Origin of the sequence: Streptomyces sp. NPDC023838, from assembly GCF_040639555.1 — a bacterium.
GTDB lineage: Bacteria > Actinomycetota > Actinomycetes > Streptomycetales > Streptomycetaceae > Streptomyces.
This window is the reverse complement of sequence record NZ_JBFAAD010000069.1, coordinates 1-14911: the sequence shown is the minus strand read 5'-3', so window position 1 is coordinate 14911 and position 14911 is coordinate 1. Positions and strand designations below refer to the sequence as shown.

The following is a 14911-nucleotide window of genomic DNA, read 5'->3' as shown; positions in this document are numbered from 1 at the left end:
GTACGTACGTGAGCTCAGCTCTGCCGGATGACCAGTCTGCCACCCTGCCGCCGTGCCTCGACGCGCCCGGGGAGGTTGACCTTTGCTCTCGCAAAATCCTTGTGTTCCGTCAAACTTTTTCCTTTCTATAATCCTTGACTTTCGTCAATTTTATCTCCTTACATTGTCCCTAAATTTGGGCATGAAAAAATCCCCCCGAATTCCGGATGGAATTCGGGGGAATTTTCGTCACATTGTTTCGTTTTTCTTTGTGCTATCGAAGTCAATTGCCAAAAGCTCGACTTGAGTTCCGAAGTTCATAAGTTTTCTTGTGTCTTTCTTTTGACTTATTTCGCCTATTCTTCTCCTTCCGATTTCGATTGGACGTCGATTGAGTCTGCTAGCGATCGTGCAGCGAGGTGAATCCACTCCGAGATGAGTTCTACCGACACATACTCTTGCCTTCGCCTTTCTCCCGTTTCGAGTGGAGAGATAGGCAACCGAAGCGAAGATGCGAATGCGTTTAGATGCTCAATCGCATCCGCTAGATCTACGCTCGATGCATCTCCGTGCCACGGAAAATTAGGCGTCGTCATTTTTGCTTCCCTCTTTCCTGTTTTTTGTTTTATGCCCGCTTAGCGTCGTATGATGCTCCGTCCACACGAATGCGAATTTTTGAGCCTGTGATGAGCTCTTGTTCATGAGCATTGCACACCCCAATAGCCGTGACCATAGGTGCACCTGTTCCGCGTACTACCTCCGTTGTTTCGGCTTGATTCTTGCAAACATTTGCTTCGCACTTCGGTGCCCTACCGAACATGTTGCTAGCCTCCTCTATTACAACGTCGATCTACCAGTGACGACGCATCCATTTAACAAATGCTCGTACTTCGATTTCGCGTTTTATTTGAGTTCCTATGTACACTCCAACAATTATAGATGTTGAGACACTAAAGGTCGGCCATACTCCTATGAGTTGGCTTCCTATGAGAATTCCGCCTGTGAGGAGTAACAACCCTAGAGTTATGGCCAACCTTTGCGTTTCGTCGTACATTCTGTTCCCCCGTGATAGACGACTATGCGTCTATTTTATCTATCTACTTCCCGCATCTGTATCGTTACGGTCATGTCGTACTTATGGTCGCCACAAGTGAACCAGCCTAGTCCTTCGTATTTCTCCGTCTCTTCGATGAAGAAATGGAATTCGATAGCTAGAGCGTACTTGGCAGGCTTTCCGCATCGTTTGCCATTGACTGGCTGCATACACGTGTGTTCTGAGTCATCCTTGTGATCTCCCCTAGGCACTGAACTCCCCTATACTGAGAACGCGGGAGCCCCACCATGTTTGGAATGGTGGGGCTTCCGCACATTGTGCCTAGCCTAGTGCCTGGAATCTACGCGTCTACACCCAACGCGATGGAGACTGCCTTACGCGCTTCCTTTACCTGAGTTTCGGTATAGCTTTCGTCTTCCTCTACCGACGAAAGCCATTCGCTCATCTCATGAGGAAGCATCCGTTCAAGATCTGACGGAATTTCGAGCTTCATTCGTTGCTCATCTCCTCAATCCGTTCGACCATGTGCCAAGGGTGAAATACCATTTCACCCTTAATTGTGCTTTCCCACTTGCCGGTATGGTCGCTGTAGTTTTCGATTTGTCTTTCTCCAACGACCACACCGTATTCCGTCAAAGTGATGTGTTCTCCGTCTACGACATACCGACTGACGCCGGTACGCACGTTCAAGATGACGAAGTACATCTTTCCTTCAACGGGAATACCGAGTTTCATCCTTCACCTGACAATCATGTTGTCAGGATGTCCATTGCGCATGTGATCTACGCATGGTCCGCAGTCTTCGCGCTGATTTTGCGCTCTGTGAATCGACTTGTCGTAGGCGTGTTGCCAGCATTGACGACATTCTCCTTTCGGCGGATTCAATGCCTTACTCATTGCTTACCTTTCGTAGACTGGGCCGTCGAACTGTTCGACGTAGATACGAATTCCGGGATTCTCTCTCAGAACGTTGATTGCGTCCTGAACGCATCCGTTCAGCGATCCGAGGCCACCGTTAGAGCTAAAGCTCAACAGTTCTCCCGTTTTCGCGTTGTAGATTCGGTAATGCAAATCTACGTCGGATAACGGCTCCCGATCAACGAGAGCCTTGCCTTTCCAAACATCTGTCACGAATGTTCTCCCTTATGTTTCTGCATAGCGCTCTTGCATGCGCCACACTTACGGTTGATAGGTACGCGCCGTACTTCGGGAGTTTTGATTACGCTGCCGCAGAATGCTTTCGTCTTTCCGTAGACGAGAGTTGGCACGCAATCCAAACAGTAAGCGTGAGCTACTCCTATTGCGCTCATACTTCGTACCTTTCTCCTTTGCTTCACACGGCTATCAATTACTTCTTTTCATTCTCCAATCGCTCATTAGAAAGCGAAACGATTTGGAACGGGACCCCGACAAGTTCGGAGTATGCGATTTCACCCGACGTACTTTCGCCGATGTAACCACTTTCGTCAGTTACGACCATTACGCGATCGGACCGACGAATTTTCTCGCGGTGAAGTGCGTCAAGCCTCTTCTTGTCCTCTTCGGTTCCGTTCTTTACTGCGTGCGGCATGAGTACGATTTCACCCAACCGCGTAAGGTCTGCGGCTAAGACCAACATTCGGTCATAGAACCGCATTGAACCGCAGATAGTTGTGATTTCGACTCGCACTAGACTTCATACCTTTCGACTTTGATTCCGGCTTGTTCTGCCAACTTCGCGCATCCTGTTGCGCCCGGAGATGCGTCACGGATAAACGCTAGGCAGATGTCGGCTCCACTTTCGACCATCCGTCGATTGCGCTTAGGTTCGGCCGAACGGCCCATACGCCAGTCGGCAGGGTGCCGCTCTACGGTCCCGCCCCATGTCTGCCACAGGCCCTCAGCGAGCCTGTCAGCCCCTGTGGGACACGCGCCGGACACAAGGACTGAGGTAGGGCCGTGAGCCGTCCACAGGGCAGAGAGAGCCGTCTCTAGCCGTTGCCGCTCCACGCGCGACCCTTGACCCCAGTTGCGCGATCCTGTGACGAGAATCCGCATTGGCCTAGGGTGTTCAATCGGGATGAGTTCTGTCTCTACATCTGCTTCGATTTCTTCGTCTTCGTGATGCCTTCCTTCCATTACGTCTTCCCACGTCTGCTTCGGAACATACGGAGATGAGACGGCATCTTCCGGAAGTTCGTACGGGTCTGTCAGGAACAGATTCCCCGTACGATCCGGAATGAAGTCGTCTCCGATTTCGTATCGGCCAGCTCGCTTTGAAGGGTCAAACGAAATCCTTTTCTTCGACGGTACCCACTGCCCAATAATCGACAGAGGGTCTGTCCGTTGAAGCCCTAGTTTCAGAGGAATGAATGCTCGTGGTCCCTCTCCCGTAACGTGGTTGTACGGGTCGGTTTCTACGTACCATGCTCCGTCATGCCAAGCATCAATGATCTTAGATGCGGGCAAGTCGCGTAGAGCGAAACCGCGAGTCTTCGTGTGTTGCTTCCACTTCTTTTCGCCCGTCGGGTTCATGTCTTCGTCTAGAACCTTGTCGTACGACTCGTACGTATAGATTCCGGATTGGAAGAGGTAGACGTTTCGGTATTCTTCAGCCTCCCACTCTCCGAGTTCTGAAGAGTTTTCTACTCCGTCAATCTTCGTACGCGAAATGATGCCATCCGTTGCGAATGACACAACGTCGGCACTTTCGTTTAGGGCTAGGTCGAGGACCATTGCCCTACATCCCGACGTAATGAGACCGGCCCAAATGTACGACTGGAACGGCGGACGTTCCGCATTCCATCCGTCGTCAGTCTTGACGAGTCGCCAACCAATAGACTGTGCAGTCTTGCCATACAGACTATTGATGAGCAACTTAAGAACCTTTTGGGCTCCATTCCCTTCCGCCTTAAGACGCTTCCTTTCGTCGTACAGATCAGTTAGCTTAGCGAACGGCTTGTGATTGCACTTTGCTTCGAAGACCCAACCTTCAAGCACGGGGATAGCTTCCGCCCCGTAATGCTTGATAGCTACGGCTACTTCGTCTTGCCAAACCCACCGTTCACCACCGTGCGGAAAGCAGACCGTACCTTCGGACAGAAGCGAGATGTTTCGGTCTGACTCTGCCTTACTCGGCACACCATTACGCTTGTTCTCTTCCCTTTGTTCCTTAGACAGTTCCTTCGGAACACGGAACGGGAACGGTGCCCAACGGCCAGACGTACGCGTACTCACCCGATAGATTCCAACCTTTCCAGGCTCGAACCTATCCGTCTTCCGAAACTTCCCATGTGCCAGACAAGGAAGCGAACGCGTGATGTGCGGATACGCACTATTGATGTCGTACGCCCATGCATCACCGATGTAACCGACGTGCGAAATCTCAAAGCGACCGCCGTAGTAACCGGCTAATGCTACATCTTCCGGAAGTCCCGCTAGAGAAATGTGCTTCTTGATTCCCTCTTGCGTGAACCACGTTGAAGCCAACGCGCCCGGACCGTCGAACGAATTCGGTTGCAATCCGACGTGATCCATGTGGGAAAGCAAGTCCCTACACAGAACCGAGAGATACCGGCATTCGCTGTAGCAGTAAGCCAAGATGTCTTCTGTAGACTCATTCTCAAACTGAGAACGCTTAGCCTTCATGTCAGCGATCGTCCGAATAAACGACGTGTCGAACAGTTCCTTTGCGCCCCAAAGGGCATTGACAAAGGAAGACTGAAAGAACGTGAATACGTCCCACACTCGCACCGTTCGCCGGTACTCCATCCGAGTACCATTCTGCCTCTTACCGGCTGAGACATCCGTAATCTCGAACCACTTCTTAGGCCGGTACTTGATTTCGTACTTTCCCCACCTAGTACCGCCGTTTCCTCCTGCATCTGAAATAGCTTGCAGAATGTCTTTCGGAACGTCGGCCAACAGCTTCGTTACGTCGTATGAAAACGCAAACGAAACGACTAGTGTAGAGTTGTACTGCTTACAGTTCAGCAGAAACTCTAGGATGTCTTCGGTCTTAAGACCGTAGTTCGGCATCCTTTCGTCGTCTCGTTCGCGTCGCGATCCGTCGTGAATGATGGACTTCTCAAAGCCCTTATCATCCGCAGCACAAACCATCGTGTACGCGTGTACTCCGTCGATGTCATTACCTTCACCATCGACGGACACAATTTGTTTGATCTGAGACCGGAACCAAGGAAGCATCTTAGTACCTACTCCAATCCCTACCGACTGCCCTACCCGTAAGAGCATTCCATTCCTGTACGGCAGACCCCATAGAACGATCCGCATTCTTCATCGTCGCGCGTCCGCCTTCCCTCTGTCGTTGCTTCTCTGCATACAGACGCAACATAACGCGGTCAATGTCACGTTGTTTAACGTCAGGGTTATTGCGTCGCATCTCCGCGCGATCCTGCTTATATCGCTCCGAATGCTGTGCAGTCTTAATTTCCTTACGAGCCATCCTAAGCATGTAATCACTACGAAAGTAGGGGTCAATTTCTTGAGCCCCTATATTCATTGCTTCCTGACGCGAAACAATCCGTCCATCAGAAAGAATAACCATCCGCCGTTCTGAACCACGTTCATACGACGCACCTTCGGGCAACGGCACCGTTCTACCTCCTTCCGCACAGAGAAGCGGCACGACTCCTTATGAATCGTGCCGCTTCCGGTTTACTCATAGTCGTCTACTTGAGACAACCAATCTGCGTTGATTTGAAGCACCCTAGGCGAACCCTGCGACTTTGGTCCGGTAGTTTCTCGTGCGACATCTTCTTTTTCCATTAGACGAATAAACTCCGTCTTTGATGGAACAGTTAGATTCCGCCGAATCAACCCCTGTTCGATCCTCGCATAGAGTTGACTGAATTCTGCCGTTGTGAATTCAAACCGACGAACGAACTTAGGTCGTTTCCCTCTACCTGGGGTCCATGCAACGAACGTTCCAACTGGCTTACCCGGACGCATGGGTTTAATCCATTCGGAACCTTCTTCGATGTCGTCTGAACCGTTCTGTCCATCGACATTGAGTTTTGCCTTACCGGCAATATATCCAATGTGGTGGAATTCGAGCGGTCCCAAACCACTTCGTTCGGGATAGACAACAGTTGTTTTTTCTCCGTCTACACGGGGAGCTGTGAACGGTCCTAGCGTCTTTTCCATCTGCAATGCAAATTCCAACCGGAATTGCGTCAGCGGATCGTTTTCTTCTGTCGTCTCTACGATGCCCCATTCGCTTTGCAGCTTCGCGGCATCGTGTAGCCATCCGGCTACTTGAGCGATTGATGGACCCTTTGCACCGACTGTTTGACCGACGCTCAGAAGCGCGATGTTTCCGGCGAGAATTCGACGGTAATTGTCGCGTTCCCTTTCAAAGTCTGCGAACTCCCATTTATCGGTAAGTTCACCGGCCTTAATCCAAGCCGAATCAAACAGCTCTGGATTCTTCATCAATTCTTGCACGTAATAGCACTGTGCATTGAACCGATGTGCTTCCGACTCTTCCGACCACAGATGAAAGAGTACGTCTTGTGAAATGTCTTCCCGAGAGTCGTGTGTCATCACAACCATTCGGTTAAACACCGACTCGTATTCCGGCTGACGGGGGAAGTCTTCCAATGTCAGAATTACTGACGTCTTCAACTTCGCGTTTTTCTTCAACCGAGCCGCTTTAGTTACCGGATCGAATCCGTCTCCCTTAAGGGCTCCCCCGCCACCAATCTTACTTACGAGTCCTTCAATGTTTCCCAATGCTTTCCGCAAGAGAGATGCGTTATTGGGCAACATGTGTTGTGGCGTAAGCATGTCGTCAATTGGGACGACGAATCCGCCGAGTCGAGATGTAACCGTCTCGATACCGAATGCAGTTGAACCGTTGTTCATAGAGCGCGCGTTAATCGTCGGCTCTAGTGTTTTTCCTCCGCGTTCAGTTGCGGACTGATTTGGTTGTACCAACTTCGCTAGCGTCGTCTTACCTTGCTTCGTCGGACCGACGATAGCCAACGCTACTTGTGCACTCCGATGAATTCCGTACATTGGAGCGATGCCCGTTGTTCCGAGCAATCCGGCGGGAATCCATTGATGTTTCGGAGTTACATCGTACATCTGAAACAGTTCGGTGAACGACTTCTTTACAGTCTCAGGATTCGCCGGACGGTAACCGAGACTGCTAATCCGTTCGTTCTGTTGCAGTCCTTCGGGCAATTCCGTCTTGTAGCGGTGTACCCAGCCGTCGTGTCCTAGCGATCCGTTTTCGCCCGGAGTCAAGAACACGAGTAGTTCGCCATCTGACGAAGGGTCCGGCTCGATTGCGCGGAACATTCCGGTTTCTGCAAAGACTTCATCTTTGGTAAGACTTCCGTCTTTGAGACCGCTTCGAGCTTTCGACCAAATGACGTACTTTAGGCTTTGATACTGTCGCGAATGGATGAAGTGCTGTGCTTCTAGCTTTCGCACCCATCGACCGCTTAGGTTTCCCATAGCCATAATATCTTCGTCGCACACTGTGCCAACGATAGGATCGGGCCGTTCGTCGCCTAGCTCAATCCGAACGGTATAGTTCAGATTGCTGTCATCCGTCTTACTTTTCGTCCGTCGTTCCGTCAATGATGCCGGTTGATACACGGCGTCAATACTGACGATTCCGGGGATAACAAGGTTTCGCTTAAGCGACTGTGCCGGACCGCTACGGGTCAGAGAGAAAGTCTTAATCCAACGCGAACCATCTTCCTTAACTCCATCCGGAATTTCGTAGAGTTCGGTCTGAGGAAACGGAATACGTACTGCTTCCGTCATCCATTCGCGTTGGGCAGGAATGTTGTTCGACGTTGTCTCCGCCGTTTGATCTGCATTCGATCCGCCCCAACCATTCGGGACGCGATACGAGCCACTGTCCGGCCTAGTTTCGTTGGGGTCGGTCATTTGCTACACTCGCTTCCAAGCCTTCTGACACAGAGGGGGCAACCAATTCCGTCGATCTTTGACCGGAGCAACGGAGTTGGAAATTGTGTTGCGGAAGCCGGTAAGCGACGTGATGGCCGCCTACCGGCTTCCTGCACGTTCGGGAAGAAACCGACGCGATCTCTCAGAGTAAACCTCTGATCATGAATTGACGACCACTCAAATGGCCGACACACCGATTACTCTGTGTGTCCGCCGGCATGGGCATTCTGTCACTCTGAGTTACTGGCGATTTCTACTCGAACGAATGCGGATCACTTGCCGGAATTCTTGTCCCGCGTAGGCATCATGGGTCGGATAAACCCAATCATCACCGTGAGACAGATAGCGCAGATAGCTAGCGCTATGAGCATCCCGATAACCATTGCCGTAGTGACTGCGAAACCCCATACGATAGCGACGATAAGAAGTATCCACACAAGAACTTGCCCAAAGGATGCTTCCTGAATTGCCGCTACGAATCCCTTTGATTCGCCCGAACTCATAGACTCACCTCTTTTCTTATCCCTGACGCAACGCGTACAGGAATACGAAAGGTCACCCGAACCGAATTCGGGTGACCTAACGTACTCCGATACTGCGACTATTCGCCGGACGCTTCGTCTCGTTCCTTCGAGAGAATAACCTCTGAGGGTTCGAGCGAACGCTTACCAGCACGCGGACGCTTGGAATGCCATTCGCGCAAGTCCACAACATTCCATGCGGGCTGCCTTCCCTTCTTTGTTTCTCCGGGAATTGGTGCCCGCTTTCGCGCACCTATAAAGGCTTCCTTCGTGTATCCAAGGAAGGATGCCGCCGCGTCCAGGCCGACGATGACAGCGGGCTCTGCGTCCCTCTGTACCGGGACACTCGCGGCTGTCTCCCCTGGCACCGCCGTTGTGTCCCTGTGTACCGGGACACTCGCCACAGGGGCTGTCAGAGGCTCTGTGGGAGCCTCTATGGGCTGTCCGGCCTCTGTGGCCAGACGGCGCCGGATGGCTTCTCCGATGGCTGCCATTTGGACTACCTGTTCTTGCGTGATGTAGACCAACTGAATAGCCATTGGTTCGGCTCCATTACTCCAGTGTCCACGGCCTTTCTGTACTGGAGTTGATTGGCGCTTTCCTCCGAACAGCATTCGCCATGACATAGCGTCTTGCGGTCCGGCACCAATCTTCGCACCGTAGTTGAAGCGTGCGTCAGAGCTACGTAGAACGTACGCGTTTGCTTGCTGTGCACCGACTACCAAGAAATGCCGGGCAAAGCGACCTTGCTGCAATACGTCGTCTTCATAGTCGAACGCGGGCGGAATACCCTTCCCACCCTTGCGCTTCCAATGCGATTTCATCGCGCGAGTGTACGCACCCTTTTCGTCAATCACGAGTAGACGAGTCGGATACTTTGCGCGATCGTCAATGTCTTCACCCAATTCCAGGTCCTTGTAGACCTGTTCCATTGAGTCCCTGTATTCCGTCATCACCATTTCCCAGCTTTCGGGATCGGTGTGGATTCGGACTCCGGGGATGTTCCGCAGATCAATTCGGCCTTTTCGGTGATCTGCAAAACCCACTCGCTTAGGGTCGAAGATATCCACGATTCCGCCGTGCATGAGAACCCATGCAATAATCATCGTGATTGTCACCGTTTTACCGGACCCTGTAGCACCTGCTACTAGGGTATGCGGCGTTTCGGATTCCAATTCGATGAACGACCACGTTTCGTTATCGACCATTCCGAGAGGTACCGAGAATTCTTTACGCTTATTCTCGACAATCCACCTATCGGGCAAAGTTACGAGAGAAGGCAACGGCCTAGTTGGCACGAAGCTAACTCGGAACTTCCGCGTATTGTTCTGCATCTTCCATTGACCAGGAAAGCGCGACTCCATCAGTCGTTCAATCTTCGTCAACAAGTCAGCAGTAGCGTTCGTGTCTTTCGGCAACTTTACGCGAATCTCCGACTTACCTACTGGCCAACACTTATCCGCCCATCCCGAATGATCTCGCAACCAAACTTGCGTCTTCATTGGAATAAGGCGGATTTCCTTTGACCGTCGTTGCTTCCCTTTGCGCCGTTCCTCTTCCGTCAACGGTTCCGACTTTCCAACCGTGATAGTTCCCGACGTAAGGAACCACGCAACCGCTGACGGGATGCCCGTACGCGATGCACCACGCGGTACGGTAAGCCAACGTGAAACCCTGTCTTCAAGTCCCCATGTAGCGTTCTGCATTCGGCACAGCGTTACGTAGAGAGGCATCACTACGTTACGTCGATGATCCGTCCATGCGTGCACACAGACGCATATGATACCGGTAAGCGTTCCCGCATAAACCAGGGTGACAGTTCCGGAACCCCATTCGTTGCGGACTCCGTAGAGCCAAATTGCGACGAACATAAGCAGTGACAAGAGCACTGCATTCCGTCGTTTCTTTCGCTCTATTTGGTCGTACGTTAGCTTTAGCTTTTCTGAATCGCCAGACTCTTTGTTCCGTCGTCCAAAGAGATACGCGAGGATCGTTATAGTCATTCCTCTACTGCTATCTACTCGCCGTTTCGGCTTGAACAGGAAGTAGAAAACGAAGAAGATAACGACGCCCCACGTAAGGTTATTCATAGGCTTCCCTTCCTATGAGATGAACCATTCCCACACCAGAATAGTTCCGGCAAGTGTTCCGACTTTCTTTCCCACGAACTTCGGAACACCACCGCAATCATTCCCGTGCGCGTTTCGCTATTCCCATTGGATTCTCACTCGCGTTCCGATCCAACAATGCGCAAGTGATTCGTTCCCGGACGTGTTTCGACTAGCCGGTAAACAGAACTCTTCCCAATCTCGTATCCGTGACTATTGAGCCACTTAGACAAGACCGTTCCGCCTTCCATTCCCACTACTCGAACGGCATATTCAACGGCTTCCGAATGATTTCCCAACTTCGAAAGCTCATGGGAATGACTGCAAGACTCCGGAGGAACCTGGGAATCCGCCGGACCACAGAGAGAGCACAAATCGCGCTGACCTGGGATTCTCGTCTCATTCTCAGGCTCGTTCCTGGGAATCTCACTGGTGTCCGGCATACCCTCTTGCGCGTCGGATGAACCATCCGGCTTGTCTTCCGACGCGTCGTCTTTTCCCGCTTGACTTTCGCCGTTCCCGTGGTTTAGAAACAGATTCCCAACGTTTTCAACGTCGTTCCCATGTCCGTTCTCGCTGACGGGAAGAGGGATGAACGTTCCCACAGGGAGAGACTTCGGAATATCGGGTTTCCCATCGTTGGGAACAACCGCGTTTGATCCGAAAAACTCATAGACACGAGTCGATTCGTCTTTCTCATGGGCTTCCAATGCATGCATGATTCGCGCATCAATTCGCCCATTCTTTGACGCTTCGAGCGTGATTGCCAAACGCGGATCTGTGATTCCGTACTCAAGTGCAAGTGTACGTGCCTTCCATCGACGGATAGGAAACTTCGTCCATTCCGCCATCGAGAAATGCACTGTATCCACTTTGAGTGTTCCGTCTTCAATTCGCGCTGCACGGCGAATGCGACGGAAGAACCAATGCGCGATCAAAGCAACTAGAAGTGACAGACAAGCGTAATACGCTCCCGCGAAGTAGCGGTTACCCTTGTCCGCACTAATCCACCCTTGATACCCGTTGAATACCGCAGATCCAACGGCACAAAGTTGGACGAAAAATCGTAGCCCTGTTGCGTTCTCTCCCGCAATCATTGAGACGATAGCCATGCATCCGAACATGATGACTGAACCGTCTAGACTTCCGGGAACAATATGGACCATCCATCCGTCAAGTCCTAGGACCTTTTCACCGAAGTGTGTAAGGCCATCCCAAGACAAAACAAAGATGCTTCCAATTGCCGCAAGCATGAATACATATGCTACGATCGATGCGCGTTTACCAATCGTCTCAATGTCGATTGTTCCGCGTACCTTTGGCTTTGGCTTTGACTCTAGGCTATTACTCTTCTTCCGTCGTAGCCCCATCCGACGTTCCTCCTTCCCTTTCCTTAAGGATTTCCTCCGCAGCTTTACAGAACGCGAGATAACGCTTACGAGTGTCACCCCTAGGTGTACTCTTTCCACTTTCCCATTTGGAAACAGACGCGTCTGAAACTCCAAGCTGTTTACCTAGCTCAGCTTGTGACAAACCGAAAGCCTCCCGCAGAGGCTTTCGCCTATCTACCGGCGGAAGCTCTAGCGTAGTCTCAGGCTGTAGCCTCATGCGAAGAAAGTCCTTCATTTCTTCGTCTGACACTGTGACAACCTCTCTCCGAACGGGCGGAAGCCTTACGACTTCCGCCCGTATCACTCTCACTTACTTTCGGCCTTTTCTGGCGTCGTCTTCTTCCGTGCCGCAGGAACGGTCTTAGAAGGCGACTCAGAGCCCTTAGCATCGTCCGTAAAGTCTGCCTTGGTCTCTGTCTTTGACTTCGTCTCAGACGACTTATCGTCAAACATCTCGTCTGCAACGTTCTTCTTTGCCCACTTACGCTGAGGCTGCCTAACTTCTGCAACCGAAAGCGCAAGGTTCGGCCCTACTGCCATTGCAGTAAGTTCCGGCTGAACGCGATTCACACCGTCGTCACCTTCCCACTGCTTCATGCGAAGGCTTCCATACGCCATAATCGGCATACCCTGTTCCGGGAACGACTCGACTACGTTTTCCGCAAGGTTCCCCCAAACGGTCACGCGAATGAACGACGCTCCGTCGTCCACCCAATCATTCCCAACCTTCTTGCTGTGGTTCTCAGCAATCGTGAAATTCGCGACTGCCTTACCACTAGCGGTAAAGCGAAGTTCCGGAGTTCCGGCAAGGTTGCCGACAACCGTAGTGACGATTTCTCCGATGTTCATGCTTCGAGTCCTCTCGGATTCGGTGATGGCCGCACGATACGTTTACGCGAAAATGCGCAAACGCAGCAATGCACACGGTCTACGAATCTCAACAAACCGTGTGCATTGCTGTCGTTCAAACATTCCTTAATGCTTACATCGCTTCGTTTCGAAAGCCGTTGTAATAACCGACTTTACAGACTTAGCAGTAAACTTCTTTGGTGTTGCTATCACAGGAGCAACACCCGTGGAACCTGGTTTCTTTCCGTACTTAGCTTTCTTTCTGTGCTTTGGACAATTCGGATTACCACAGTCCTTTAACTTACACTCTGGTTTACGATTCTTTTTAGTCATATACCTACTTCCTTAAACGACTATGGCGGTACGCGTTCCGCACACATAAAGTGTTTGGAACGTGTACCGCCATAACCGAGTAAGTCTCTTCTACTCAGCCTTAGCAGCCTCAGCCTTTTCCGCCTCTACCTGAGCTTTCGTCTTGCGCGCACGCTTCGGAACAGGCTTAAGCTCAAGAGCCGTAACACCCTTACCCTTATCCGTCTGCCCAACTTCAAGACGGAAGCCAAGGTAACGTGCAGACGAACGCGCTTCCTTAAGCGCATCTTCTACGGCGGCACTCGGAAGCTCGAAGGCAAGAACCTTCTTAGCATTCCAAGCCTCTGTAAGCGGAGAGTCAAAGTCACTCGGCGTACGCGTACGACCGCCCGTCTTCTGAGTCGTCATCTCTTCAGTAAGCGTCGCCTTGCTAAGCGCATCACCGAAGTTGAACGACTTCTGAGACTTGTTCTCTGCCATGACTGGTTCCTCCCGATTGGTGATTAAGGACATTGGTTCCAGTGACCAACACCCTTGACCATCTACCTAGAGTATGTCACAGCATCGTCTAAGTTTCACCCTACTCTATGAGGTTCACTCACACTCGGTAGGCGTAACGGTGGGTCCTCATGTTGTGATCACTGCCTACAACATAGTTAGCTCTCCGTTACGAGATACGTTTAGAGAAGTATGCGTTCGATCCATTGTCTACGCCAACGTAACTTCGTTCTCTTTACGTCTAAGTAAACCTATTCTCTAGCCTACGGCACAGCACGTATCAGCATGTGAATCTATTAAGGCTCATTCGCCGTCTACCTTTGAACATCTGATAAGTCTTCGTACTCGACAAACTCAAGATAGAGTATGGCTACGAACGACTGACGTTCACGATAGGTAGAGAGATTCTGTTGTCAAGTTCGAGCTTCATACGATCCGCCGTGTCTTCCGGGACCTTTGCGCCGGTCTCTCCGTCGTTCGTTCTTCTTCTAAGTTAGGGGATACGACAGGCAGAGTCAACTACATGACGAAGAAAGTTAGACCGAACGAAGATTCTAGGTAGGTCGCACAACGAGCGTAAGGCTCGATAGGTCACGAAGGTACTTATACGCCTCTGTGACGCTCTAACAGTGACTATCGGCCCTCTAGTTCCAATGGACATCTGATCTTGTTACACAGCCGCACAGAGGCTTTCACGCGGGTGTGTGACCTGAGTCACACTCTCCGACTTCGCGCGTGTCGCGTTCATCCGATCGAACTAGACCAATCTGCAAATGCAAACACTCTAGCCCTACACGACGAACATATAACCAAATACACCACACAACGTAACCACCATACGACCAAACACACGACACTAGCAATTTTCCGACATCACTCTATGTACACCTTGACGAGTCGTCAGATAGGCAATCGGACCCCGGACTCATGTCGGTTAGGCCCTAACCGACGTCCCTAACCGACATCGGTATATAGCCTCTGACCAGGCACTTTCCTTCTAACCGACCTAACCGACGCAACCGACATGCCGCAGAATCGGGGGAGAGAAGACCATGAGAAAACTGACTGAGAGTAAACAGATTCGAGACAACGGAACACACGTCGAATTGAAAGGCAGAAAATTTGACGAAAATCAAGAATTACAGAAAGTGAAATTAAAACGGGTCACAAAACTTTTGCGAGAGCAAAGGGGGGCCGCCGGAGGTCACCAGGATCTCCTTCTTGCGGCCGGTGATGGTGAGGTAGCCGTCCTCGTCGAGGGCGCCGATGTCGCCG

At 51.3% G+C, this 14911-nt stretch carries 10 protein-coding genes; all 10 read right to left on the bottom strand.

Going from position 1 to position 14911, the window contains the following annotated elements; all coding sequences use genetic code 11:
- Positions 1-1373 precede the first annotated feature (1373 nt).
- Positions 1374-1526: a hypothetical protein gene (locus tag AB0G17_RS36945; RefSeq protein ID WP_361392557.1), complete on the bottom strand. Its 153-nt coding sequence runs from the start codon at positions 1524-1526 to the stop codon at positions 1374-1376.
- Positions 1523-1768, bottom strand: a complete 246-nt coding sequence (locus AB0G17_RS36940; RefSeq protein WP_361392554.1) for a hypothetical protein — start codon at positions 1766-1768, stop codon at positions 1523-1525. The genes AB0G17_RS36945 and AB0G17_RS36940 overlap by 4 nt, the downstream gene beginning before the upstream one ends.
- A gap of 3 nt (positions 1769-1771) precedes the next feature.
- Positions 1772-1930 carry a pRL2-8 gene (locus tag AB0G17_RS36935; RefSeq protein WP_361392551.1) on the bottom strand — a complete coding sequence of 53 codons (159 nt, stop codon included), beginning with the start codon at positions 1928-1930 and terminating at the stop codon, positions 1772-1774.
- Positions 1931-2701: 771 nt separating this feature from the next.
- Positions 2702-5218 (bottom strand): DNA polymerase, encoded by a 2517-nt coding sequence (locus AB0G17_RS36930; protein ID WP_361392548.1) that lies wholly within the window; start codon positions 5216-5218, stop codon positions 2702-2704.
- Positions 5219-5689: 471 nt separating this feature from the next.
- Positions 5690-7936, bottom strand: a complete 2247-nt coding sequence (locus AB0G17_RS36925) for a hypothetical protein (protein WP_361392545.1) — start codon at positions 7934-7936, stop codon at positions 5690-5692.
- 622 nt (positions 7937-8558) lie between these two features.
- Positions 8559-10043 carry an FtsK/SpoIIIE domain-containing protein gene (locus AB0G17_RS36920; protein WP_361392542.1) on the bottom strand — a complete coding sequence of 495 codons (1485 nt, stop codon included), beginning with the start codon at positions 10041-10043 and terminating at the stop codon, positions 8559-8561.
- A gap of 659 nt (positions 10044-10702) precedes the next feature.
- Complete coding sequence (locus AB0G17_RS36915) at positions 10703-11839, bottom strand: hypothetical protein (protein ID WP_361392539.1); 1137 nt, start codon at positions 11837-11839, stop codon at positions 10703-10705.
- Positions 11840-11930: 91 nt separating this feature from the next.
- Entirely contained in the window at positions 11931-12194 is a 264-nt protein-coding gene (locus tag AB0G17_RS36910) for a helix-turn-helix transcriptional regulator (RefSeq protein WP_361392560.1), read from the bottom strand.
- Positions 12195-12283: 89 nt separating this feature from the next.
- Positions 12284-12826, bottom strand: a complete 543-nt coding sequence (gene ssb / locus AB0G17_RS36905) for a single-stranded DNA-binding protein (RefSeq protein ID WP_361392536.1) — start codon at positions 12824-12826, stop codon at positions 12284-12286.
- 423 nt (positions 12827-13249) lie between these two features.
- Entirely contained in the window at positions 13250-13618 is a 369-nt protein-coding gene (locus AB0G17_RS36900) for a hypothetical protein (protein ID WP_361392533.1), read from the bottom strand.
- Positions 13619-14911: the final 1293 nt, after the last annotated feature.